The sequence below is a fragment of the Pseudomonas sp. FP2196 genome (assembly GCF_030687715.1).
GTDB lineage: Bacteria > Pseudomonadota > Gammaproteobacteria > Pseudomonadales > Pseudomonadaceae > Aquipseudomonas.
The window spans coordinates 2,026,009-2,050,232 of sequence record NZ_CP117445.1 but is presented as its reverse complement, the minus strand read 5'-3'; the positions used below and the strand labels follow the sequence as shown (position 1 = coordinate 2,050,232).

The following is a 24,224-nucleotide window of genomic DNA, read 5'->3' as shown; positions in this document are numbered from 1 at the left end:
CTTAGGCGACCGTCAGGGCAGACACCACCAGATCGCAGCTGCGCTGGGCGTAAGCCGTCAGCACGATGCGGATCTGCGGCAAATCACGGGCAAGTACAGCGGCCAGCAAGCGTTCGAACAGTTCGAGGAATTCGCTCATCTCGGCCTTGCGCTGTTCGAGGGCGAGGAAGTACGCGCGGCTCATGGCCGGCTGGAGGTTCTCGACGGTTTCTTGCAGGTACGGATTGTTGGCGAACGGATAGGCGGCGCGCATCACGGCGAAGCTGTCGTCGACAAACGCGCGGATGTCCTGACGCTCGTAGCTGGCGGTGAGGCGCTGCTGGATCTGCACGAACGGAGCCATGTCGGACTGGACTTGCCAGCCGTTGGCCACCGAGTTGCCGAGCAGGATGTACAGCTCGCTCATCAGCGTGCACAGGCTCTGCACCTTGTGCGCCGTCAGCTCGGTGACGTGCGCGCCACGGCGCGGCAGGATCGCGATCAGGTGGCGGCGCTCGAGGATCAGCAAGGCTTCGCGGACCGATCCGCGGCTGACATTCAATGCCAGCGTGACCTTCTGTTCCTGAATGCGCTCTCCCGGCTTCATTTCGCCACGAATGATGCGTTCGGCGAGGTGGTGAGCAATTTGCTCGGCGAGGCTGTCCGGCGCCTTGAACGTCATGGTTGTCCTTCAAACTCTATCGATCTGCACAAGCGGCGCAGTGTAGCGCAAATGCAAGGTCATGGCGGAGTGCCCACTCAGCGGTTTTTGGCACGATTCCCGCAACTTTCTATAGAAAAACAAACAAAAAACCAGGTGACTCATTGAGGGTCAATACTGAATAGACACGTTGTTGACCGACGAAATGCATTTTCTTGACCTTTAAGTCAGAAAACCATTGACCGAAAAGTCAGAGCTGCTAAATTCGGCTCAAGTCGGTTAACAACAATAATGAGTCTGCGAGGCCTTCCGTGATCCAGTTTTTACTTAACCAGGAACTCCGTAGCGAGCACGCCCTGGACCCGAATCTGACTGTGCTCAATTACCTGCGCGAACACGTGGGCAAATCCGGCACCAAAGAAGGTTGCGCCAGCGGTGACTGCGGCGCCTGCACCGTGGTGGTCGGCGAGTTGCAAACGGATGACGAGGGTCGCGAACACATTCGCTATCGCAGCCTCAACTCGTGCCTGACCTTTGTTTCGTCGATGCACGGCAAACAACTGATCAGCGTCGAAGACCTCAAACACAAAGGCGAACTGCACAGCGTGCAGAAAGCCATGGTCGAGTGCCACGGCTCGCAGTGCGGTTTCTGCACCCCCGGTTTCGTCATGTCACTGTTCGCCCTGCAAAAGAACAGCGATGCACCGGATCATGCCAAGGCCCACGAAGCGCTGGCCGGCAACCTCTGCCGCTGCACCGGCTACCGACCGATTCTGGCCGCTGCCGAACAATCCTGCTGCGGCAAACAGCCGGATCAGTTCGACGCCCGCGAAGCCGACACCATCGCCCGCCTCAAGGCCATTGCCCCGACCGATATCGGCGAACTCAACAGCGGCGACAAGCGCTGCCTGGTGCCGCTGACCGTCGCCGATCTGGCCGATCTCTACGACGCTTATCCACAAGCCCGCCTGCTGGCCGGCGGCACCGATCTGGCATTGGAAGTCACCCAGTTCCACCGCACCTTGCCGGTGATGATTTACGTCGGCAACGTCGCGGAAATGAAGCGCATCGACAGCTTCGACGACCGCATCGAAATCGGCGCTGCCACCGCCCTCTCCGACTGCTACGAAGCACTGAATGCCGAGTACCCGGACTTCGGCGAATTGCTGCACCGCTTCGCCTCCCTGCAAATCCGCAACCAGGGCACCCTCGGCGGCAACATCGGCAACGCCTCGCCGATCGGTGACTCGCCACCGCTGCTGATCGCACTCGGCGCACAAATCGTGCTGTGCAAGGGTGAAACCCGACGCACGTTGAACCTTGAGGATTACTTCATCGATTACCGCGTCACCGCGCGTCAGGAAAGCGAGTTCATCGAGAAAATCATCGTCCCGCGTGCCAGCGCCGAGCAGTTATTCCGCGCCTATAAAGTCTCGAAACGCCTGGATGACGACATCTCCGCCGTCTGCGCCGCGTTCAACCTGCGCATCGAAAACGGTGTGATCAGCGATGCCCGTGTCGCTTTCGGCGGGATGGCGGCGATTCCTAAACGTGCCGCCCATTGCGAAGCCGTGCTGCTCGGCCAGCCGTTCAATAACGCCGTGGTCGAACGCGCTTGCGCCGCACTGGCCGAAGACTTCACGCCGCTCTCGGACTTCCGCGCCAGCAAGGAATATCGCCTGCTCAGCGCGCAGAACCTGCTGCGCAAATACTTCATCGAACTGCAAACACCGCACATCGAGACTCGGGTGACCGCTTATGTCTAACCATCACGCCGTAGAGAAGACCCAAGCTGAACTGGCCGAGCTGTTTGCCAAGGACCTGACCACCGGTGTCGGTCGCAGCGTCAAGCACGACAGCGCCGCCAAGCATGTGTCCGGTGAAGCGCAGTACATCGATGACCGGCTGGAGTTTCCGAACCAGTTGCACCTGTATGCGCGCATGTCGGACCGCGCCCACGCGAAAATCATCAGCATCGACACCAAGCCCTGCTACGCCTTCGAAGGCGTGCGCATTGTCATCACCCACGAAGACGTGCCGGGCCTGAAAGACATTGGCCCATTGATGCCGGGCGATCCGCTGCTGGCCATCGACGACGTGCAATTCGTCGGTCAACCGGTGCTGGCAGTCGCAGCAAAGGATCTGGAAACCGCACGCAAAGCGGCGATGGCCGCGATCATCGAATACGAAGATCTCGAGCCTGTACTCGACGTGGTTGAAGCCCTGCGCAAACGCCACTTCGTGCTCGACAGCCACACCCACCAGCGCGGCGACTCTGTCTCCGCACTGGCGACCGCTGAACACCGCATTCAAGGCACGCTGCACATTGGCGGTCAGGAACACTTCTATCTGGAGACGCAGATCTCCTCGGTGATGCCAACCGAAGACGGCGGCATGATCGTTTACTGCTCCACGCAAAACCCGACCGAAGTGCAGAAACTGGTCGCCGAAGTGCTCGACGTTTCGATGAACAAGATCGTCGTCGACATGCGCCGCATGGGCGGTGGATTCGGTGGCAAGGAAACTCAGGCCGCGAGCCCGGCGTGCCTGTGCGCGGTGGTCGCGCACCTCACCGGTCAGCCGACCAAGATGCGCCTGCCGCGCGTCGAAGACATGCTGATGACCGGCAAGCGTCACCCGTTCTATGTCGAGTACGACGTCGGTTTCGACAGCACCGGGCGCCTGCACGGGATCAACATGGACCTGGCCGGCAACTGCGGCTGCTCGCCGGACTTGTCCGCCTCGATCGTTGACCGGGCGATGTTCCACTCGGACAACTCGTACTACCTGGGCGACGCGACCATCAACGGTCACCGCTGCAAGACCAACACCGCCTCGAACACCGCGTACCGCGGCTTCGGTGGGCCGCAAGGGATGGTCGCGATCGAAGAAGTGATGGACGCAATTGCCCGTCATCTCAACCTCGATCCACTCGCCGTGCGCAAAGCCAACTACTACGGCAAGACCGAGCGCAACGTCACCCATTACTACCAGACCGTCGAGCACAACATGCTCGAAGAAATGACCGCCGAGCTGGAAGAAAGCAGCCAGTATCACGAGCGCCGCGAAGCAATCCGCCGCTACAACGCCAACAGCCCGATCCTGAAAAAAGGCCTGGCGCTGACCCCGGTGAAATTTGGTATTTCCTTCACCGCCAGCTTCTTGAACCAGGCCGGTGCACTGATCCACATCTACACCGACGGCAGCATCCACCTGAACCATGGCGGCACGGAGATGGGCCAGGGCCTCAACACCAAGGTCGCGCAGGTTGTGGCCGAAGTGTTTCAGGTCGAAATCGACCGCGTGCAGATCACCGCGACCAATACCGACAAGGTGCCGAACACCTCGCCGACGGCAGCGTCCAGCGGTGCAGACTTGAACGGTAAAGCGGCGCAGAACGCGGCGGAAATCATCAAGAAGCGTCTGGTCGAATTCGCTGCACGCCACTTCAAAGTCACTGAAGAAGACGTTGAATTCCACAACGGCCATGTGCGCGTTCGCGACCACATTCTGACCTTCGAAGCGCTGATCCAGCAGGCGTATTTCAATCAGGTTTCGCTGTCGAGCACCGGGTTCTACAAGACTCCGAAAATCTACTACGACCGCAGCCAGGCCCGTGGTCGGCCGTTCTACTACTTCGCCTTTGGCGCAGCGTGCTGCGAAGTGATCGTCGACACCCTGACCGGCGAGTACAAGATGCTGCGCACCGACATTCTTCATGACGTCGGCGCCTCGCTGAATCCGTCCATCGACATCGGTCAGGTTGAGGGCGGTTTCGTTCAGGGCATGGGCTGGCTGACCATGGAAGAACTGGTCTGGAACAACAAAGGCAAGCTGATGACCAACGGCCCGGCCAGCTACAAGATCCCGGCCGTGGCGGACATGCCGCTGGACCTGCGGGTGAAGCTGGTGGAAAACCGCAAGAATCCGGAGGACACGGTGTTCCATTCCAAGGCTGTCGGTGAGCCACCGTTCATGCTCGGGATTGCCGCGTGGTGTGCGATCAAGGACGCCGTGGCGAGCCTCGGCGACTATCAGCATCAACCGAAAATCGACGCGCCGGCGACGCCGGAGCGGGTGTTGTGGGGCTGTGAGCAGATGCGTCAGCTCAAAGCGGTGAAGGCCGTCGAAGCTGAAACCGAGCTGGCTTCGCTTTAAGACCGAGGCGCGGCCATCGCTGGCAAGCCAGCTCCCACAGGGTTTTGTGGTGTTTAACCGATAGGCGTTACACCGCAAATCCTGTGGGAGCTGGCTTGCCAGCGATGAGGCCCGAACAGACAACAAAGATGTCGAGGTGAATATGTACAACTGGATCGACGCCCTCGCCGACCTGCAGAACCAGGGCGACCCCTGTGTCCTGGTGACGATCATCGAAGAACTCGGCTCGACGCCACGCAACGCCGGCTCGAAAATGGTCGTCAGCGCCAGACAGATTTTCGACACCATCGGTGGCGGGCATCTGGAATACAAAGCCATGCAGATCGCCCGCGACATGCTCGCCAGCGGCAAGCAGGACACCCATCTGGAGCGCTTCAGCCTCGGTGCCAGCCTCGGCCAGTGCTGTGGCGGCGCCACCGTGTTGCTGTTCGAACCGATGGGCCAGGTGCAGGCGCAAATAGCCGTGTTCGGCGCCGGTCACGTTGGCCGCGCCCTGGTGCCGCTGCTCGCCAGCCTGCCCTGCCGGGTGCGCTGGATCGATTCGCGGGAAGAAGAATTCCCCGAACAGATCCCCCACGGCGTGCGTAAAATCGTCGCCGAAGAGCCTGTGGATGAGATCGATGACCTGCCCGCCGGCAGCTACTGCATCGTCATGACCCACAACCATCAGCTTGATCTGGAGCTGACCGCCGCGATCCTCAAGCGCAACGACTTCACCTGGTTCGGCCTGATCGGCTCGAAGACCAAACGCGCCAAGTTCGAACACCGTTTGCGTGACCGTGGTTTCGACGCCAGCGTCGTGCAACGCATGCGCTGCCCGATGGGCATCAGCGAAGTCAAAGGCAAACTGCCTGTGGAAATCGCCATCTCCATCGCCGGTGAAATCATCGCCACCTATAACGCCAATTTCGGCCAGCACACCGCCAGCGCCGAACCGATTGCCAAACTGCTGCCTGTTTCGCGCCGCAGTGAAGCCACCAAACTCAAAGCCTCAAATTGATTAGAGAACCCTCATGCCTCTGACTCGCAAAGCCTACCGCGCCGCCATCCTGCACAGCATTGCCGACCCCGCCGAAGTCGGGATCGAAGCCTCCTACGAATATTTCGAGGACGGCCTGCTGGTGGTCGATGGCGGCAAGATCAGCGCCCTCGGCCACGCCAGCGAACTGTTGCCGACTCTGCCGGCGGACATCGAAATCGAGCACTACCAGGACGCGCTGATCACCCCGGGCTTCATCGACACCCATATCCACTTGCCGCAAACCGGCATGGTCGGTGCCTACGGCGAACAACTGCTCGACTGGCTCAACACCTACACCTTCCCGTGCGAAAGCCAGTTTGGCGATAAGACCCACGCCGATGACGTAGCGGACATTTTCATCAAGGAATTGCTGCGCAACGGCACCACCACCGCGCTGGTGTTCGGCAGCGTGCACCCGCAATCGGTGAACTCGTTCTTCGAAGCGGCCGAGAAGCTCGATCTGCGGATGATCGCCGGCAAGGTGATGATGGACCGCAACGCCCCGGACTATCTGACCGACACCGCCGAATCGAGCTACGTCGAGAGCAAGGCGCTGATCGAGCGCTGGCACGGCAAGGGTCGTCTGCACTACGCGGTCACTCCACGTTTCGCACCGACCAGCACCCCGGAACAACTGACACTCGCCGGCCAACTACTGACCGAATACCCGGATCTGTACATGCAGACCCACATCAGCGAGAACCTCAAGGAAATCGAATGGGTCAAGGAACTGTTCCCGGAGCGCAAGGGTTACCTGGACGTTTACGATCACTACAAGCTGCTCGGCGAGCGCTCGGTATTCGCCCACGGCGTACACCTGTGCGATGACGAGTGCGCGCGTCTGGCGGAAACCGGCTCGGCGATTTCATTCTGCCCGACGTCGAACTTCTTCCTTGGCAGCGGTTTGTTCAATCTGCCGATGGCCGAAAAGCATAAATTGAACGTCGGCCTCGGCACTGACGTCGGTGGCGGCACCAGTTTCTCGCTGCTGCAAACCCTGAACGAAGCTTACAAAGTGATGCAGTTGCAAGGTGCGCGCTTGAGTCCGTTCAAGTCGCTGTACCTGGCGACGCTGGGTGGCGCGCGGGCGCTGCGTCTGGAAGACAAGATCGGCAACCTGCACCCGGGCAGCGATGCTGACTTCCTGGTACTGGATTACAACGCCACGCCGTTGCTGAGCTATCGCCTGAAGCAGGCCAACAACATTGCCGAGACGTTGTTTGTGTTGATGACGCTGGGCGATGACCGCACGGTGCAGCAGACGTATGCGGCGGGTGCGTTGGTGCATCAGCGCTGAGGTTTCACAGGCACAAAAAAATCCCCCGGTACTTTTCAGTCCGGGGGATTTTTATTGCCTGTCAGATTGCTATCGCTGGCAAGCCAGCTCCCACAGGGTTTTGTGGGGTTCACCAAATCTGCGATACACCGAGAAACCTGTGGGAGCTGGCTTGCCAGCGATTGGGGTCGACTCGGTGCCAGCTCAGAGCTTGGCCGCTGGACGCCCGGGCTTCTTGGTCTGCAACAAATGCGAGAACACCGCATGCAGGTCATCCGACGCGCTTTCCTCGTCGAGGTTGAGCTTGCTGTCGATGTGATCCATGTGATGCATCATCAGGTCCACTGCCAGCTCACCGTTGCGCGCTTCGATGGCGTCGATCAACTGGGTGTGTTCGTCGTAAGAGCAATGCGAACGGTTGCCGCTTTCATACTGGGCGATGATCAGCGACGTCTGCGAGACCAGGCTGCGCTGGAAGCTGATCAGCGGGGCGTTCTTCGCCGCTTCGGCGAGTTTCAGGTGGAACTCACCCGACAAACGAATACCGGCGCCACGATCGCCGCGCGAGAAGCTGTCGCGCTCATCGTTGACCATCTGGCGCAGTTCGGCAATCTGTTCGGCGGTGGCATGTTGCACAGCCAGCTCAGTGATCGCGCGCTCGACCAGACGGCGGGCCATGAACACCTGGCGGGCTTCTTCAACGCTCGGGCTGGCAACCACAGCGCCACGGTTCGGCCGCAATAACACAACGCCTTCATGGGCCAGACGCGACAGCGCGCGGCGAATGATGGTGCGGCTGACCCCAAAGATTTCCCCCAACGCTTCTTCGCTCAATTTTGTGCCGGGCGCCAGACGCTGTTCGAGGATGGCCTCGAAGATATGCGCGTAGACAATATCGTCCTGGGTTCCGCTGCGGCCGGCTTTGCCTGCTCGCGGTTGTTTCTTGAGGGGTTGCAACTGTTCGTTCATGGGCACTCGAGTCGGGAGAACTGCGGCGAATAGACCGTGACTGTAATACGGCACAGTAGGTCGCTGGCAAGTATCGCGTAAAAAACAGCGCGATTGTACACAATGGATGGTGGCAACACGACTGTATGGCTGTTTGTGACCACGGCTGTATTGCAACGGTCCGTTACGATTGAGTTTAGGCTTGATCGCAGAATCCGCCGCCCAAACGCGATCTGCTCATGTAGGAGCTGCCGAAGGCTGCGATCTTTTGATGTTGTTTTGTAGAAGCAAGATCAAAAGATCGCAGCCTGCGGCAGCTCCTACAGGGAAATAATGTCATTGATATAAGGAACACCGCCGTCATGAACGACGCCACGCACACGCAACTGCGCCCCTTCTCCGACACCTCGCCCTCGGCCATCGTCGCCGGTTTTATTGCGATGATGACCGGCTACACCAGTTCGCTGGTGCTGATGTTTCAGGCCGGGCAAGCGGCGGGCCTGACCAGCGGGCAGATTTCCTCGTGGATCTGGGCGATCTCGATTGGCATGGCGGTGTGCTCGATCGGCCTGTCGCTGCGCTATCGCACGCCGATCACCATTGCCTGGTCGACACCCGGCGCGGCGTTGTTGATCACCAGTCTTGGCGGCGTGAGCTATGGCGAAGCCATCGGCGCCTACATTACCTGCGCGGTGCTGGTGACGATCTGCGGGCTGACCGGTAGTTTCGAACGGCTGATGAAGAAGATCCCGGCCTCACTGGCGGCAGCCTTGCTGGCGGGGATTCTGTTCAAGATCGGCAGCGAAATCTTCGTCGCCGCGCAACACCGCACCGGCCTGGTGTTGGGCATGTTCTTCACCTATTTATTGGTCAAACGCCTGTCGCCCCGCTATGCCGTGCTCGCCGCACTGCTGATCGGCACCGCGTTGTCGGGCTTCATGGGCCTGCTGGATTTCAGCGGTTTTCATCTGGAAGTGGCGACACCGGTATGGACCACGCCGCAATTCTCGCTGGCGGCGACCATCAGCATCGGCATCCCGCTGTTCGTCGTGGCGATGACTTCGCAGAACATGCCAGGCATCGCCGTCTTGCGCGCAGACGGCTATAACGTTCCGGCCTCGCCGCTGATCACCACCACGGGCATCGCCTCGTTGTTGCTGGCGCCGTTCGGCTCACATGGTATCAACCTCGCGGCCATCAGTGCGGCGATCTGCACCGGCCCGCACGCCCATGAAGATCGCAACAAACGCTACACCGCAGCGGTGTGGTGCGGGATTTTCTACGGTATTGCCGGGGTGTTCGGCGCCACATTGGCGGCGCTGTTCGCCGCGCTGCCGAAGGAACTGGTGCTGTCGATCGCCGCGCTGGCGCTGTTTGGCTCGATCATCAACGGCTTGAGCATTGCCATGACTGAGGTGAAGGAGCGTGAAGCGGCGCTGATCACGTTTATGGTGACGGCGTCGGGGCTGACGCTGTTTTCCATTGGTTCGGCGTTTTGGGGGATTGTTGCGGGGGTTTTGACGATGGTGATTTTGAATTGGCGTAAAGCGTAAGATCAAAAGATCAAAAGATCAAAAGATCGCAGCCTTCGGCAGCTCCTACACGGGCTATGTGTAAATCCTGTAGGAGCTGTGATCTTTTGATCCACGAAAAAAAACGGCGACCCTCAGGTCGCCGTTTTTTTTAGTATCACTTAGCCGCGTTGATCGGCTTTTCCGGATACCAAACGTCCAGCAGCGGGCTGACGGTCATACCGGTCAGCTCAGTGCGGTTTTTCAGCCAGGCTTCAACAGCAGCGCGCTGCTCTTCGTTGACCGAGCCACGCTTCTGCAGGCAAACCAGACCGAAGTCGTCGCCGCCGACGTAGCCCAGACCGTTGGCTTCCATGGCTTCTTTGATGAATGCTTCGAGGAAAGCGTCAATGGCTTCTTCGGACAAGTCTTCTTTGAAGTCCAGGTTCAGTTCGAAACCCAGCTCTTGAAATTCATCAACGCACAGTTTTTTGCGCAGACGCTGGGAACGGTTAGTCGCCATTGGAACAATCCTCTTAAGTAATAACGGCCGGCACTTTACCAGTTTAAGACGTCAATTGCCCGCCTCTGTGGACGCTGCGGCCGACCGTCTGTAAAAAAATCACCGATTAGCCCACCCGCCGACGGCACAAGTGGTTATACCTTGGGGCATAATGCCGACACTTTCATGACCACTGAGGGCTTTTTCATCCATGTCCTCGCCTTTTTTCCCCTCTTCTGCAGGGTTTTATTTCATATGATCAAATCGTTGCGTCCTCTGTTGCTGGCCAGCCTCCTTCTTCCTCTGGCCCTGCCGGTTTCTGCTGCCACCATCAATACTGCCCTCACCCCCAACGTCGAAAAAGCTCTCAAGGCCAGCAAGCTGCAGCCTTCTGCCCTGTCGCTGGTGATGGTACCGCTCGACGGCCCAGGCACGGCGACCGTGTACAACGCTGACGTGTCGGTCAACCCGGCCTCGACCATGAAACTGGTCACCACCTACGCTGCGCTGGAAATGCTCGGCCCCAACCACCAGTGGAAAACCGAGTTCTACACCGACGGCGATCTGAGCGGCGGCATCCTCAACGGCAACCTCTACCTCAAGGGTGGCGGCGATCCGAAGCTCAACATGGAAAAACTCTGGCTGCTGATGCGCGACCTGCGCGCCAACGGCGTGACACAGATCACCGGTGATCTGGTGCTGGACCGCAACTTCTTCGTGCAGCCGCAACTGCCGGAATTCAACGATGACGGCAATGACGAGAACAAGCCGTTCCTGGTCAAACCGGACTCGCTGCTGGTCAACCTCAAGGCCCTGCGCTTTGTGGCGCGCAATGACGGTGGACGGGTACTGATCTCAGTGGAACCGCCGATTGCCAGCATCCGCATCGAAAATACCGTCAAGGCTCTCAATTCCAAGCAATGCACCGGCGGCGTGCGCTACAACCCGGTACCACAGGCTGACGGCAGCGTGACCGTGACCGTCGCCGGCCAGTTGGGCGAAGGCTGCAGCTCGCAGACTTACCTATCATTGCTCGACCACGCGACCTACACCGCTGGCGCCGTTCGCGCGATCTGGAAAGAACTGGGTGGCAGCATTCAGGGCAAGGATCGTCTGGCCTCGACTCCGAGCAACGCCAAACTGCTGGCCCGCGCCTTCTCGCCGGATCTTGCGGAAATCATCCGCGACATCAACAAATACAGTAACAACACCATGGCCCAGCAACTGTTCCTGAGCCTCGGCCAGCGCTTCCGCAACGACGCCGACGGTGACGACGCCAAGGCTGCGCAACGCGTGGTGCGTCAGTGGCTGGCGAAGAAAGGCATTACCGCGCCGCATCTGGTGATGGAGAACGGCTCCGGCCTGTCCCGCGCAGAACGCGTCAGCGCCCGTGAGATGGCGGGCATGCTGCAAGCCGCGTGGCACAGCCCGTACGCCGCCGAATACATCAGCTCGCTACCGATCGCCGGCACCGACGGCACCATGCGCAAACGCCTGAAGACCACTGCGATGCGCGGTGAAGCCCACGTCAAGACCGGCACCCTGAACACCGTGCGAGCGATTGCCGGCTTCAGCCGTGACGTGAATGGCAATACCTGGGCGGTGGTGGCGATCCTCAACGACAAGGCACCGTTTGGTGCGTCGTCGGTGCTGGATCAGGTGCTGCTGGATCTGTACAAGCAGCCGAAACTGCCGCAGACCGCTTCGGTCCTGTAACGCAGTCAGAAAACACCACAAAAACTTGTGGGAGCTGGCTTGCCAGCGATTGCGGAATGTCAGTCACTGAATATGCTGACTGTAATGACGCGATCGCTGGCAAGCCAGCTCCCACAGGGTTTGCGGTGTATTGAATGTCAGATCATCTGTTCGACCCGATCGCGCCCGCGCTGCTTCGCCGCGTACACGCCCGAATCCGCCCGCAACAGCAGTGAATCCGCGCCCTCCCCCGGTCGCCAACTGGCGATGCCAAAACTCGCGGTGACCACGCCGACCACATCCACCGGCGCGCTGCGTAGCCCTTGCCACAATTCCTGCGCCAGCATGTGTGCGTGTTCGCCGTCGATGTCCGGGCACAACACCATGAACTCTTCGCCACCCAATCGGCAGAACACGTCGGTGCGCCGCAGCCGATGGCCAATACGCTCGCACACCGCCTGCAACACTCGGTCGCCGACAGCATGGCCGTAATGATCGTTGATCCTTTTGAAATGGTCGATGTCGAGCATGATCACCGACAGTTCGCCACCGCCGCGCTCGACCCGAGCCATTTCGGTGGTCAAGCGCTCCTGGAAATAGCGACGGTTGTGAATGCCGGTCAGCGAGTCGGTTATCGATAGCGCGCGAAGCTCCTCCTCGACCCGCTTCAAGTCGGAAATGTCCGAGATGTAGCCGTGCCACAGCACACCGCCACCGGGCAGCTCTTCCGGCGTCGCCTCGCCGCGCACCCAGCGCAGACCTCGCTCGGGCAACTGCACGCGATATTCCTCGCGCCACGGGCTGAGGTTATCCGCCGAAGTACGGATTGACGTGCGCACACGGGTAATGTCCTGCGGGTGGATGCGAGAAAAGATCGCCTCGGCGTCGAGCAACAGCACGTCCGGCTCCAGCTCGTAAATATCGCGAATACCATCGCTGGCATAGATCACGCTGAAACGCCCGCCGAACTCCATTTTGCATTGATAGATGCCGCCCGGCACGTGGGCGCTGAGCTTCTTTAACAACACGTCCCGCGCTGCCAGCGCCTCATGCACACGCTTGCGTTCGGTGATGTCTATACAGATTGCCAGATGCCCGACCCACAGCCCCTGCTCGTCAATGACCGGGGTGGCGAGCATGTTCACCGGCAGATGACTGCCATCGCTGCGCACCAGCGTCCATTCGCGCGCCTCATGACCGCCGACTTCACCGCCCTCGACCAGCATCGCCTGGCAGGTCGGAATGCTCTTGCCGTAACGCGCGCTCAACTCCGCAGAACGCGCCGTCAGCTCGCGTGGCAAGTGCAGGTTTTCAAGGGTCATATGACCAACAACATCGGCGCTTTTGTAACCGAGCAACTGTTCCGCGCCGGGATTGAAGGTGTTGATCACGCCGCGCAAATCGGTAGCAATGATTGCGACTTGCGTGGCGGCATTCAGTACCCCGCGTAATTGACCGTGAGTGCCGCGCAGCTCCTGTTCGCGCTCGTGCAGCTCCTGTGTGCGGAGCTCGACCAGACGCAAGGCACGTTGGCGCTGGCTGACCAGGACATAGAGCAGCGCGCTGAGCAGCAAACTGAGCAAACCACCCAGAATGACTACGCTGCTGACTGACGAGTGGTTCGCCTGCATAAAGGCATCGCTCGGCAGGATATCGACCTGATAGTCGTGATCGGCCATGCGCACCAGTCGCGTCGCCGACAAATCACTGGGGGCCGGCTCATTGATCGACTCGAACAGCACTTCATGTTGGTCATTGGTTGACAAGTCTAGGATGCGCACCGAAAGGTAGTCATGAAACGCTTCCGGTAAACCATCTGCCAGCAACTGGCGCATGCTGATCACCGCCATCACGTAACCGAAGGGCTTTTTTTTGCCACCATGCGTCACCGGCGCGACCAGCAGCACGCCACGCGCATAAGACGCTTCGATACTGACTAGATGCATGGGTTGCGACACCGCCAGACTGCCCAGCTTGTCGGCGCGTTGCAGTGTGTCGCGGCGAAGCGGTTGCGCCAGCAAGTCATAACCCAGCGGCGAGCCCAGACGACTTTGCGTCTGGCTGTACAGCACCGGCACGTATTCATCACGGTCGGCGGCCAGTTGCAGTTCGCCCTGCGCATTGAGTTCACGAATGGTAAAGGTGCTTAGCCCTTCCTCACGCACTCGCTGCTCGAATGCCGCGCGTTCGGCAGCGCTGACCCTGAGTGCGAACGAATAGGCCTGGGTGCGCAGCAATAGAGGTTGGGTGTAGCCGTCGAATTCGGCGCGAGACACCGATTCGGAGTTGGCGAAGAAGCGGCGCAAGCCGTCCAGACGCTGTTCCTGGTCCTGAAAGCGCTCTTCGATGCGACTGTAGCGTTCGTTGGCCAGCAATTGAAAGCGCTGACGCAATTGTTGCTGAAACTGATTGAGGGTGCCCCAGGCGAGCAACCCCGTGAGAATCCCGCCGACGAGCAATACCAGCATCGCGAGCAGCCAGGCCGAAACTTCTTCGCTGATAAAACCCAGTATCTTCGGGCGCACGGGGTGCAACGACATAAGGGCAACTCACTACGCCAGTGTTCCGGGAAAACCCCTTTGGCCGTGAGTTGAGTTATAGCTATTAGCCACTAATTTGGCTAGCTCGGAGAGAGTCCAAGAGCCTTTAAAAATCAAGGCTCTGTGGATCCAATATTTCCGAGTGTCAACGAGCCGTGATTTTCCAGGCGCGGTGGATCTTGGTATTACGGGCAAAATCCGGATCAATGGTCTGCGCGCTGATTTCCTCGACCGCGTAACGCTCGGCGAGGTTTTCTTCCAACTGGAACTTGCGGAAGTTGTTGGAGAAGTACAACACGCCACCTGGCGCCAGGCGGGCCATAGCCAAGTCGATCAACTGAACCTGGTCACGCTGCACGTCGAAGATGCCTTCCATGCGCTTGGAGTTGGAGAAGGTCGGCGGATCGATGAAGATCAGGTCGTACTCTTCGCGGCAACTCTCCAGCCACGCCATCACGTCGCCCTGCTCGAGACGGTTCTTGTCGGAGAAACCGTTCAGCGACAGGTTGCGACGCGCCCAGTCGAGGTAGGTTTTCGACAGGTCGACGCTGGTGGTGCTGCGCGCGCCGCCCTTGGCCGCGTGCACACTGGCGGTCGCGGTGTAGCAATACAGATTGAGGAAGCGCTTGCCGGCCGCCTCTTTCTGAATGCGCAGGCGCATCGGCCGGTGATCGAGGAACAGGCCCGTGTCGAGGTAGTCGGTGAGGTTGACCAACAGCTTGACGCCGCCCTCGCTGACTTCATTGAACTTGCCCTGCGCAGCCTGACGCTCGTACTGCTTGGTGCCGCTCTGGCGCTCGCGGCGTTTGACCACCACACGGCTCTTGTCGACGTTCAGCGCCTGCGGAATCGCCGCCAGTGCATCGAACATGCGTGCCGAGGCTTTTTCCGGATCAATGGACTTCGGCGCGGCGTATTCCTGGACGTGCACCCAGTCGTGGTACAGGTCGATGGCCATGGCGTATTCCGGCATGTCGGCATCGTAGACGCGGTAGCAATCAATGCCTTCGCGCTTGACCCACTTACCCATCGCCTTAAGGTTCTTTTGCAGTCGGTTGGCAAACATCTGCCCGCCTTCACTCAAGCGCGGCTGCTCGATCACTGGCGCCGGGGCTGGCGTCGGTTTGATCGGATTGCCGTTCTTGTTGAACTTGCGCTCTTGCGGCTCGTCCGGGGTTTGATCGTATGCGGCTTGCTCGCGCTCAGCCTGACGCTGCTCCGGAGTACGACGCTCGCCGGTGACGAACTGATCCGGCAGCACTTTGATCAACAGCAGCTTGCACGGCAGCGCGCCGTTCCAGAACGAATACTGTTTGTGGCTGCGGATGCCCATGCGCTTGCCCAGATCCGGCGCGCCGGTGAACACCGCCGCTTCCCAGTTCAGGCAGGCCTGGCGCAGGCGTTCGCCAAGGTTCTGGTAGAGATAAAGCAGGCTGGCTTCGTCACCCAGACGCTCACCGTACGGCGGGTTGCAGATCACCAGACCTTTCTGGTTCTGGTCCGGACGCGGCTCAAATGTCGCGACCTCACCCTGGTAGATCTTGATCCACTCACTCAGACCGGCGCGCTCAACGTTGTTGCGGCCCGGTTGAATCAGTCGTGGGTCAGCTTCATAACCGCGAATCCACAGCGGTGGCTTGGCCAGACCGGCAGCGGCGCGCTGGGCGGCTTCTTCATGGAGCTTTTTCCACAGCGCCGGCACGTGACCGAGCCACGCGGTGAAGCCCCACTGTTCGCGACGCAAGTTCGGCGCCATGTCGGCGGCGATCATGCCGGCTTCGACGAGGAACGTACCGACACCGCACATCGGGTCAGCCAGCGCGCCGCCTTCGGCCGCAATACGCGGCCAGCCGGAACGGATCAGGATGGCTGCCGCGAGGTTTTCCTTCAGCGGCGCCGCGCCCTGCTGCAAGCGGTAGCCGCGCTGGTGCAGACTGTGGCCGGAGAGGTCGAGGGAGAGAATCGCTTCGCCGCGATCCAGGCGCAGGTGAATGCGCAGATCCGGATTGAGTTTGTCGATCGACGGACGGTCACCCTGCGGTGTGCGCAGCTTGTCGACGATGGCGTCCTTGACCTTCAAGGCACCGAAGTGAGTGTTGTCGATGCCCGAGCCATGGCCGCTGAATTCGACGGCCAGGGTGCCATCGCTGAGCATGTGATCCTGCCACTCGACATCAAGCACGCCGTGGTACAGGTCTTCGGCGTCCTTCATCGGAAAGCGCTTGAGCACCAGCAGCACGCGGTTGGCCAAACGCGACCAAAGGCACAGGCGATAGGCGGTTTCCATGGTGGCCATGCCACGCACCGCGGACGTGTGCTCGCGGGCTTCTTCAAGGCCAAGCCCGACGGCTTCCTCGATAAGCAGGCCTTCAAGGCCTTTGGGGCAAGTGAGGAAGAGTTCAAAACTGTCGGACATGGTATTTCCAGAGCCTTTGGCTAGTGGATCGGCAACGCATTGCCGACCCGGTTTTCAATCAGGCGCTTTTCTAAAAGAACGCCCGCGTGGCACGAAGGTGTGCCGTTCCATCCCCGCTGCTCGGGTTAAAAGAGCTTAGATGCAAGGACAGATAAAAAAGTTGGTGCAACAAAAAGTCTTAAAGCGACCCTTCGTCGCTTTATACCCCAGCGCAAACGTGGGTCATTCTCACTAAAGGATTAACCCCATCATCCGGCGCGGAGCCGATCATACCGGGGTTTGCCCAATAAACATTCAATAAATACGCAGTTACTTATCGCTGCAACACTCTTTTCGTTACGTCCTTATGACAAAACGGTCATTCCATCGGTGTGACTCATTGGTTAGAACTGACAGCAGGTTGACGTCGCAACGGCGTCAACACCTTGGCTCGCCACGCCGGCAGCGAGCCGCCCCCGGCAGAGTTTTTCTGCCAGACCTCGGTTGAGGTCAACGCGACACAAACAGTCAACAAGTGAGGGAAACACCCTATGAGAAGACTTAAGCGTGATCCGTTGGAAAGAGCATTTTTGCGCGGATATCAATATGGCGTTGGTGGCAAATCCCGTGAGCTTTGCCCATTTACTCTACCGTCGGTACGTCAAGCCTGGATCAACGGCTGGCGAGAAGGACGCGGCGACAACTGGGACGGTATGACCGGCACTGCGGGAATCCACAGACTCAACGAACTTCACGCCGTCGGCTGACACAGGGCATTTATTCCGACACGACAATCTGAATTTGCAACGCATTAACCACGCACGTCCTTCCCGGACGGCGGGCTTCGGCCCAGGGGCTCCTTCGAGGAGCCCTTTTTTATGCCTGCTTGATTCGACTGACGCCCACCTTTTGAATATCTGCCGACTACCCCTGTAGGAGCTGCCGAAGGCTGCGATCTTTTGATCCTGTTTTTTTAAAATTAAAATCAAGATCAAAAGATCGCAGCCTTCGGCAGCTCCTACATTGACCGGGACAGCCTGGGTTATTTGCGCAGGGCGGCGATCGCGTCGACGGATTCGCGAATCAGCGCCGGACCCTTATAGATGAAGCCCGAGTAAATCTGCACCAGACTCGCACCCGCCGTGATCTTCTCGGCCGCATGCTTGCCCTCGGTGATGCCACCGGCGGCGATGATCGGCAAACGCCCGCCCAGTTCAGCCGCCAGCACCTTCACGGTGTGGGTGCTCTTGTCACGCACCGGCGCGCCGGACAGACCGCCCGCCTCGTCGCCATGCTCCATGCCTTCAACGCCAACACGGCTCAGGGTGGTGTTCGTCGCGATTACCGCGTCCATCCCGGTTTCGATCAGCGCTAGCGCCACCTGCGCGGTTTCTTCGTCGGTCATGTCCGGCGCGATCTTGATCGCCAGCGGCACATGCTTGCCATGGCGCAGCGCCAGTTCGGCGCGGCGCGTGGCCAGGTCCGCGAGCAACTGCTTGAGCGAATCACCGAACTGCAGACTGCGCAGGCCCGGGGTATTCGGCGAGCTGACGTTGACCGTGATGTAACTGGCGTGGGCGTAGACCTTGTCCAGGCAGATCAGGTAATCATCCACCGCGCGCTCGACCGGGGTATCGAAGTTCTTGCCGATGTTGATGCCCAGCACGCCTGTGTATTTCGCCGCTGCCACCCGCGCCAGCAGGTTATCGACACCGAGGTTGTTGAACCCCATGCGGTTGATGATCGCCTCGGCTTCCGGCAGACGGAAGATGCGTGGTTTCGGGTTGCCCGGCTGCGGACGCGGGGTCACGGTGCCGATTTCGACAAACCCGAAACCCAGTTGCGCGAAGCCGTCGATGGCCGCGCCGTTCTTGTCCAGACCGGCCGCCAGACCGACAGGGTTCGGGAACTCCAGGCCCATGACTGTCACCGGCATCTTCGCCGGCGCCTTGCACAGCAAGCCGTTGAGGCCCAAACGCCCACCCGCGCCGATCAGATCCAGCGACAGATCGTGGGAGGTTTCCGGGGAAAGTTTGAACAACAGCTGACGGGCCAGGGAATACATGGGCGGCGATGACTCGGGCGGCGAAAAGAGGCGGCGATTATAGCCGGGCATCGACCTGCGGCGCGAGGCGCACGCGCGAATCGGCGCGACTGGCATATGCCTTGCACCTTTCTAGCCATCAGCCCGCACGCCAATGGCGGCGTACGGGCCAGGACAATGGCGTCGTCATGGGGTTTTGCCTGCGCAAAATCGGTGGCGGCGTTTTTTTTGAAGGCGGCTTTTTGCAGGTGCATGCTATGAATGAACCCTCCGTCGGGCCGCTGGCCTGGGTCAACGGCAGCGATGCTCCGGAAAAGACTGCGATCAACCTTGGTTTCATGGCCCTGAGCGATTGCGCCTCGGTGGTGGTGGCCGCCACTCAGGGTTTCGCCCAGCCTTATGGCCTGACCCTGAACCTCAAGCGCCAGACGTCATGGGCCAACCTGCGCGACAAACTGGTCAGCGGCGAACTCGATGCCGCCCACAGTCTGTACGGTTTGATCTACGCCGTGCATTTGGGCATCGGAGGCATCGCATCCACCGACATGGCCGTGTTGATGGGCCTGAATCAGAACGGTCAGAGCCTCAACCTGTCCCACGGCCTGCAAAGCCTCGGCGTGAGCAGTCCTGAAGCGCTGGATCGCCACGTGCACCAATCTCGCGCAAAACTGACCTTCGCTCAGACCTTCCCGACCGGCACACACGCCATGTGGCTTTATTACTGGCTGGCGAGCCAGGGCATTCATCCGTTACAGGATGTCGACAGCGTGGTCGTGCCGCCGCCGCAAATGGTTGCGCACCTGCAAGCGGGACGAATCGACGGCTTTTGCGTCGGCGAACCCTGGGCCGCCAGCGCGGTGCAGCAGGATCTCGGTTTCACCATGGCCACCAGCCAGACGATTTGGCCCGACCACCCGGAAAAAGTCCTCGGCTGCACCCGCGCCTTCGTCGAGCAGTACCCGAACACCGCGCGGGCGCTGGTGATGGCGATCCTCGAAGCCAGCCGCTTCATCGAACAAAGCCAGGAGAATCGCCGCAGCACCGCGCAATTGCTCAGCGCCCCGGATTATCTAGACGCGCCGGTTTCGTGCATCGAACCGCGCTTTCTCGGTGAGTACGCCGACGGCCTCGGTAATCGCTGGCAAGACCCTCACGCCTTGCGCTTTCACGGCAATGGCGAAGTCAATCTGCCGTATCTCTCCGACGGCATGTGGTTCATGACCCAGTTCCGCCGCTGGGGCCTGCTGCGCGAAGACCCGGATTACCTCGCCGTGGCCCGTCAGGTTCAACAACTGGACGTTTATCGCGAAGCGGCGACCGCTGTCGGCGTCGCCGCGTGGGGCACAGACATGCGCAGCAGTCAGTTGCTCGACGGCAAAGTCTGGGACGGCAGCGATCCAGCCGGGTACGCCCGCAGTTTCAAGCTGCACGCCCTGAGCGACGACGCTCCCCTTCTCGCCCGCCGCTGACAGGAGACCGCGAACATGCTGCGTATTCTGCTGATCAATGACACGGCGAAAAAAGTCGGGCGCCTGAAGGCCGCGCTGACCGAAGCCGGTTTCGAGGTGATCGACGAGTCAGGCCTGACCATCGACCTGCCGGCGCGCGTCGAAACGGTGCGCCCGGATGTAATCCTGATCGATACCGAGTCACCGAGCCGCGATGTGATGGAACAAGTGGTGCTGGTCAGCCGCGACCAGCCTCGCCCGATCGTGATGTTTACCGACGAACATGACCCCGGCGTGATGCGTCAGGCGATCAAGTCCGGGGTCAGTGCCTACATCGTCGAAGGCATTCACGCACAACGCTTGCAGCCGATTCTTGATGTGGCCATGGCCCGTTTCGAGAGCGATCAGGCCTTGCGCGCGCAGCTTCAGGCCCGCGATCAGCAACTGGCCGAGCGTAAGCGCATCGAACTGGCCAAGGGTTTGTTGATGAAGATGAAGGATTGCAACGAGGAAGAGGCCTACACCCTGATGCGGCGTCAGGCCATGAGCAGGCAGCAGAAGCTGATTCAGGTGGCGGAGCAGATTATTGCGATGAGTGAGTTGTTGGGCTGATTAAAAACCAGATCAAAAGATCGCAGCCTTCGGCAGCTCCTAGAGGTAGTGCGCAATCCCATGTAGGGGCTGCCGTGTTGCGATCTTTTGATCCTTGGCACAAATCTCGCTAAGCATTACGCACAGGTAACCAACGGCGGTTGCCCCACCCACGACAAAGACGTCGCTCACCCCGTTCGCCCCTCCCGGCGAATCAGGTAGCGGCGTTTTTTCGTTTTGGCCCCACAGACCGGGGCCGGTGGTGCGGCCGTGGCGGCGCCCCACCTGCTGTGCATGACTCCTTTCGAGACTCTTTTCAGCTGAGGTGCGCGATGAATTCAAGCTTCTGGAAATCCGGCCACACCCCGACTCTGTTCGCGGCCTTCCTCTATTTCGACCTGAGTTTCATGGTCTGGTACCTGCTCGGCCCCCTGGCGGTGCAAATTGCCGCCGACCTGCACCTGACCACGCAACAACGCGGGCTGGTGGTTGCCACACCGATCCTGGCCGGCGCCGTATTACGTTTTGCGATGGGCATGCTCGCTGATCGACTGTCGCCGAAAACTGCCGGACTGATCGGCCAGGTCATCGTTATCTGCGCGCTGTTCGGCGCCTGGAAACTCGGCATTCACAGTTACGAGCAGGCGTTGATACTGGGCCTGTTCCTCGGCATGGCGGGCGCTTCGTTCGCGGTAGCCCTGCCGCTGGCGTCGCAGTGGTATCCGCCGGAGCATCAGGGCAAAGCCATGGGCATTGCTGGCGCGGGTAACTCCGGCACCGTGTTCGCTGCACTGCTCGCACCGGTACTGGCCGCGTCCTTCGGCTGGAGCAACGTGTTCGGCTTCGCAGTGATTCCGCTGATTCTCACGCTGGTGCTGTTCGCCTGGATGGCAAAAAACGCTCCGCAGCGTCCGAAAGCCAAGTCCATGGCCGACTATTTCAAGGCCCTCGGTGATCGTGACAGTTGGTGGTTCATGTTTTTCTACAGCGTCACCTTCGGCGGCTTCATCGGCTTGGCCAGCGCCCTGCCCGGCTACTTCAACGATCAGTACGGTTTGAGCCCGGTAACGGCGGGTTACTACACCGCCGCCTGTGTGTTCGGCGGCAGCCTGATGCGGCCATTGGGGGGCGCACTGGCGGATCGTTTCGGCGGCATCCGCACCTTGCTGGCGATGTACACCGTCGCCGCCATCTGCATCGCGGCGGTCGGTTTCAACTTGCCAAGTTCCTACGCGGCACTGGCCCTTTTCGTCTGCACCATGCTCGGTTTGGGAGCCGGCAACGGTGCGGTTTTCCAACTGGTACCACAGCGCTTTCGTCTGGAGATCGGCGTGATGACCGGGCTGATCGGCATGGCCGGCGGAATCGGTGGTTTTGCCTTGGCGGCCGGCATGGGCGCGATCAAACAAAGCACCGGCAGTTATCAATTGGCGCTGTGGTTGTTCGCCAGCCTTGGCGTGCTGGCGTGGTTTGGTCTGCACGGGGTCAAGCGTCGCTGGAGAACCACATGGGGTTCGGCCGCGGTGACAGCGGCGCGGGTCTGAGGCTTCAATGGCCCTGCAACTGAGTTTTGCCGAAGCCAGCGCCACCGGTCCGCGCGCGGAAAACCAGGACGCCCTGCGCCTGGTCACGCCCGCCCCGGCACTGGCGGCGAGCAAGGGCTATCTGTTCGCCATCGCCGACGGCGTCAGCCAGTGCGCCGATGGCGGGCTCGCCGCGCGCTCGACGTTGCAGGCACTGGCGCTCGACTACTACGCCACACCGCAGACCTGGGGCGTGGCTCAGGCTTTGGATCGCTTGTTGATCGCGCAGAATCGCTGGCTGCAGGCCAATGGTGGCGGGCAACCGCTACTCACCACTGTCAGTGCTTTGGTCATGCGAGGTCGGCGTTTTACCTTGGCCCACGTAGGTGATTGCCGGGTCTATCGCTGGTCTGCCGACAGCTTGCAGCGAATCACCGACGATCACGTTTGGGATCAGCCGGGCATGCAGCATGTGCTCAAGCGTGCGCTGGGCCTCGATCAGCATTTGGTGCTGGACTTTCTCGACGGTGAATTGCGCGACGGCGAGTGTTTCGTGCTGCTCAGCGACGGCGTCTGGTCGACTTTGAGCGATACCGCGATTGCGGCAATTCTGCGCGATCAACCGGACCTGAACAGCGCGGCACATACACTGGTGAACGCCGCGCATCTGGCCGGTAGCCAGGACAACGCGAGTGCATTACTGGTGCGCGTCGATGCCGTTGGCGAATCAAGCATCGGCGATGCATTGATTCATCTGCAGCAATGGCCACTGCCGCCGCCGCTAAAACCCGGTCAATCGTTCGAAGGCTGGGAGGTGCAAAGCGTTGTTGGACAGAGTCAGCAATCGCTGCTGTATCGAGTCCTCGACGGACAAGGGCAAGCGTGGCTGCTGAAGACCCTGCCCACGCGATTGGCCGAAGGCACCAAGGTCGGGCAAGCGCTGCTGGCGGAAGAGTGGTTCCTCAAGCGCGTGGCCGGGCGACATTTTCCTGAAGTCCATGGCTGCCCTCAGCGTCAGCATTTGTACTACGTGATGCGGGAATATTCGGGGACGACCCTGGCGCAGCTTTTCGAGCGAGACGGCCCGTTGCCATTGGCGCAGTGGCAGGAACTGGCTGAGCGGCTGCTGCGCGCGGTGGGGCTGTTACATCGGCGACAGATTCTGCATCGGGACATCAAACCGGAAAACCTCCTGCTGGGTGACGATGGCGAACTGCGTCTGCTGGATTTTGGTCTGGCTTACTGTTCCGGCCTGTCTGAAGATGCGCCATCGACGCTGCCAGGAACGCCGAGTTACATCGCGCCAGAAGCTTTTCGCGGTGACCCACCCGGCGTGCAGCAGGATCTGTATTCGGTGGGCGTGACCCTGTATTTCCTGCTCACAGGGCATTTTCCTTATGGCGAGATCGAAGCCTTTCAGCGGCCACGATTTGGGATGCCGGTCAGTGCCAGTCGTTACCGGCCGGATTTGCCGGAATGGTTGGCGCAGGGCCTGGAGCGTGGTGTTGCTGCGGCTCCGCAACAACGATTTGAAACGGCGGAAGAATGGTTGCTGCTGCTGGAACAGGGTGAGCGGCGCAGCCTAAGCGTCCGGCCTCGGCCGTTACTGGAGCGTGAGCCATTGAAGGTCTGGCGGACGATGGCGCTGTTGGCGATGCTGGGGAATGTGGTGCTGCTGATTTTGTTATTTCACGGCTGACACCGCGTCGCGACCATCGCGAGCAGGCTCACTCCTACAATTTGAAATGCATTCCCCTGTAGGAGTGAGCCTGCTCGCGATGACGCCCTCCCAATCACTACAAATTCATCTGCCTGAACGCTCCACGAACGAGCAACCCGCATCGATTCGGTGCAAAAAACCACCACAGACATCCGCCAAACCCCAATAAATTCGCTATTCACCCACTTGGCACAACCACTGCATTACTCCTT

17 protein-coding genes are annotated in these 24,224 nt (G+C 60.1%); 11 read left to right on the top strand and 6 right to left on the bottom strand.

All coding sequences use genetic code 11. The features are described 5' to 3' along the window. Position 1 precedes the first annotated feature (1 nt). Positions 2-661, bottom strand: coding sequence for a GntR family transcriptional regulator (locus PSH79_RS09280; RefSeq protein ID WP_187680666.1), 660 nt, complete (start codon positions 659-661; stop codon positions 2-4). Between the two features lie 290 nt (positions 662-951). Between PSH79_RS09280 and xdhA the strand changes: the two genes are divergently transcribed. The 4 genes from xdhA to guaD all read left to right on the top strand — a co-directional run bounded on the left by xdhA (position 952) and on the right by guaD (position 7,116). Next, entirely contained in the window at positions 952-2,406 is a 1,455-nt protein-coding gene (gene xdhA / locus PSH79_RS09275) for a xanthine dehydrogenase small subunit (RefSeq protein ID WP_305442286.1), read from the top strand. Beyond that, complete coding sequence (xdhB, locus tag PSH79_RS09270) at positions 2,399-4,798, top strand: xanthine dehydrogenase molybdopterin binding subunit (RefSeq protein ID WP_305442285.1); 2,400 nt, start codon at positions 2,399-2,401, stop codon at positions 4,796-4,798. Before xdhA ends, xdhB begins: the two co-directional genes overlap by 8 nt. Before the next feature lie 142 nt (positions 4,799-4,940). Beyond that, positions 4,941-5,798 (top strand): xanthine dehydrogenase accessory protein XdhC, encoded by an 858-nt coding sequence (xdhC, locus tag PSH79_RS09265; RefSeq protein WP_305442283.1) that lies wholly within the window; start codon positions 4,941-4,943, stop codon positions 5,796-5,798. A gap of 13 nt (positions 5,799-5,811) precedes the next feature. Next, positions 5,812-7,116 carry a guanine deaminase gene (gene guaD / locus PSH79_RS09260; RefSeq protein WP_305442282.1) on the top strand — a complete coding sequence of 435 codons (1,305 nt, stop codon included), beginning with the start codon at positions 5,812-5,814 and terminating at the stop codon, positions 7,114-7,116. Positions 7,117-7,299: 183 nt separating this feature from the next. On the opposite strand, the gene PSH79_RS09255 is transcribed toward guaD, so the two are convergent. Continuing rightward, positions 7,300-8,064, bottom strand: a complete 765-nt coding sequence (locus PSH79_RS09255) for a GntR family transcriptional regulator (RefSeq protein WP_007961054.1) — start codon at positions 8,062-8,064, stop codon at positions 7,300-7,302. Positions 8,065-8,405: 341 nt separating this feature from the next. Here PSH79_RS09255 and PSH79_RS09250 point away from each other — a divergent pair, with 341 nt between their 5' ends. Continuing rightward, positions 8,406-9,596: a benzoate/H(+) symporter BenE family transporter gene (locus PSH79_RS09250; protein WP_305442281.1), complete on the top strand. Its 1,191-nt coding sequence runs from the start codon at positions 8,406-8,408 to the stop codon at positions 9,594-9,596. Positions 9,597-9,732: 136 nt separating this feature from the next. Here PSH79_RS09250 and PSH79_RS09245 read toward each other — a convergent pair whose 3' ends face one another. Next, complete coding sequence (locus PSH79_RS09245; RefSeq protein ID WP_187680660.1) at positions 9,733-10,077, bottom strand: YggL family protein; 345 nt, start codon at positions 10,075-10,077, stop codon at positions 9,733-9,735. Positions 10,078-10,311: 234 nt separating this feature from the next. Between PSH79_RS09245 and dacB the strand changes: the two genes are divergently transcribed. Beyond that, positions 10,312-11,772 (top strand): D-alanyl-D-alanine carboxypeptidase/D-alanyl-D-alanine-endopeptidase, encoded by a 1,461-nt coding sequence (gene dacB, locus PSH79_RS09240; protein WP_305442280.1) that lies wholly within the window; start codon positions 10,312-10,314, stop codon positions 11,770-11,772. A 137-nt stretch (positions 11,773-11,909) separates the two neighbouring features. On the opposite strand, the gene PSH79_RS09235 is transcribed toward dacB, so the two are convergent. Together PSH79_RS09235 and rlmKL are read right to left on the bottom strand one after the other, a co-directional pair. Next, positions 11,910-14,291, bottom strand: a complete 2,382-nt coding sequence (locus PSH79_RS09235; protein WP_305442279.1) for a GGDEF domain-containing protein — start codon at positions 14,289-14,291, stop codon at positions 11,910-11,912. Positions 14,292-14,436: 145 nt separating this feature from the next. Then, complete coding sequence (rlmKL, locus tag PSH79_RS09230; RefSeq protein WP_305442278.1) at positions 14,437-16,707, bottom strand: bifunctional 23S rRNA (guanine(2069)-N(7))-methyltransferase RlmK/23S rRNA (guanine(2445)-N(2))-methyltransferase RlmL; 2,271 nt, start codon at positions 16,705-16,707, stop codon at positions 14,437-14,439. A gap of 530 nt (positions 16,708-17,237) precedes the next feature. On the opposite strand from rlmKL, the gene rmf reads away from it, so the two are divergent. Continuing rightward, positions 17,238-17,453 carry a ribosome modulation factor gene (gene rmf, locus PSH79_RS09225; protein ID WP_003223300.1) on the top strand — a complete coding sequence of 72 codons (216 nt, stop codon included), beginning with the start codon at positions 17,238-17,240 and terminating at the stop codon, positions 17,451-17,453. Between the two features lie 275 nt (positions 17,454-17,728). Here the strand turns inward: rmf and PSH79_RS09220 are convergent, their stop codons facing one another. Next, entirely contained in the window at positions 17,729-18,751 is a 1,023-nt protein-coding gene (locus tag PSH79_RS09220; protein ID WP_305442277.1) for a quinone-dependent dihydroorotate dehydrogenase, read from the bottom strand. A gap of 236 nt (positions 18,752-18,987) precedes the next feature. On the opposite strand from PSH79_RS09220, the gene PSH79_RS09215 reads away from it, so the two are divergent. From PSH79_RS09215 to PSH79_RS09200, 4 genes are all read left to right on the top strand, one after another. Beyond that, positions 18,988-20,199, top strand: a complete 1,212-nt coding sequence (locus PSH79_RS09215) for a CmpA/NrtA family ABC transporter substrate-binding protein (RefSeq protein WP_305442276.1) — start codon at positions 18,988-18,990, stop codon at positions 20,197-20,199. A 15-nt stretch (positions 20,200-20,214) separates the two neighbouring features. Then, entirely contained in the window at positions 20,215-20,790 is a 576-nt protein-coding gene (locus PSH79_RS09210; RefSeq protein WP_007916390.1) for an ANTAR domain-containing response regulator, read from the top strand. Positions 20,791-21,101: 311 nt separating this feature from the next. Next, on the top strand, positions 21,102-22,313 hold the full coding sequence (locus PSH79_RS09205; RefSeq protein WP_305442275.1) for a NarK/NasA family nitrate transporter: 1,212 nt from the start codon (positions 21,102-21,104) through the stop codon (positions 22,311-22,313). A gap of 7 nt (positions 22,314-22,320) precedes the next feature. Beyond that, a complete protein-coding gene (locus PSH79_RS09200) occupies positions 22,321-23,991 on the top strand; it encodes a bifunctional protein-serine/threonine kinase/phosphatase (RefSeq protein ID WP_305442274.1) in 1,671 nt (556 codons plus the stop codon). The last annotated feature ends 233 nt before the right edge of the window (positions 23,992-24,224 follow it).

Coding starts and splice junctions, on each gene's coding strand:
- PSH79_RS09280 (WP_187680666.1), bottom strand. CDS start 661: ATGACGTTCAAGGCGCCGGACAGCCTCGCCGAGCAAATTGCTCACCAC.
- xdhB (WP_305442285.1), top strand. CDS start 2,399: ATGTCTAACCATCACGCCGTAGAGAAGACCCAAGCTGAACTGGCCGAG.
- xdhC (WP_305442283.1), top strand. CDS start 4,941: ATGTACAACTGGATCGACGCCCTCGCCGACCTGCAGAACCAGGGCGAC.
- guaD (WP_305442282.1), top strand. CDS start 5,812: ATGCCTCTGACTCGCAAAGCCTACCGCGCCGCCATCCTGCACAGCATT.
- PSH79_RS09255 (WP_007961054.1), bottom strand. CDS start 8,064: ATGAACGAACAGTTGCAACCCCTCAAGAAACAACCGCGAGCAGGCAAA.
- PSH79_RS09250 (WP_305442281.1), top strand. CDS start 8,406: ATGAACGACGCCACGCACACGCAACTGCGCCCCTTCTCCGACACCTCG.
- PSH79_RS09245 (WP_187680660.1), bottom strand. CDS start 10,077: ATGGCGACTAACCGTTCCCAGCGTCTGCGCAAAAAACTGTGCGTTGAT.
- dacB (WP_305442280.1), top strand. CDS start 10,312: ATGATCAAATCGTTGCGTCCTCTGTTGCTGGCCAGCCTCCTTCTTCCT.
- PSH79_RS09235 (WP_305442279.1), bottom strand. CDS start 14,291: ATGTCGTTGCACCCCGTGCGCCCGAAGATACTGGGTTTTATCAGCGAA.
- rlmKL (WP_305442278.1), bottom strand. CDS start 16,707: ATGTCCGACAGTTTTGAACTCTTCCTCACTTGCCCCAAAGGCCTTGAA.
- rmf (WP_003223300.1), top strand. CDS start 17,238: ATGAGAAGACTTAAGCGTGATCCGTTGGAAAGAGCATTTTTGCGCGGA.
- PSH79_RS09220 (WP_305442277.1), bottom strand. CDS start 18,751: ATGTATTCCCTGGCCCGTCAGCTGTTGTTCAAACTTTCCCCGGAAACC.
- PSH79_RS09215 (WP_305442276.1), top strand. CDS start 18,988: ATGAATGAACCCTCCGTCGGGCCGCTGGCCTGGGTCAACGGCAGCGAT.
- PSH79_RS09210 (WP_007916390.1), top strand. CDS start 20,215: ATGCTGCGTATTCTGCTGATCAATGACACGGCGAAAAAAGTCGGGCGC.
- PSH79_RS09205 (WP_305442275.1), top strand. CDS start 21,102: ATGAATTCAAGCTTCTGGAAATCCGGCCACACCCCGACTCTGTTCGCG.
- PSH79_RS09200 (WP_305442274.1), top strand. CDS start 22,321: ATGGCCCTGCAACTGAGTTTTGCCGAAGCCAGCGCCACCGGTCCGCGC.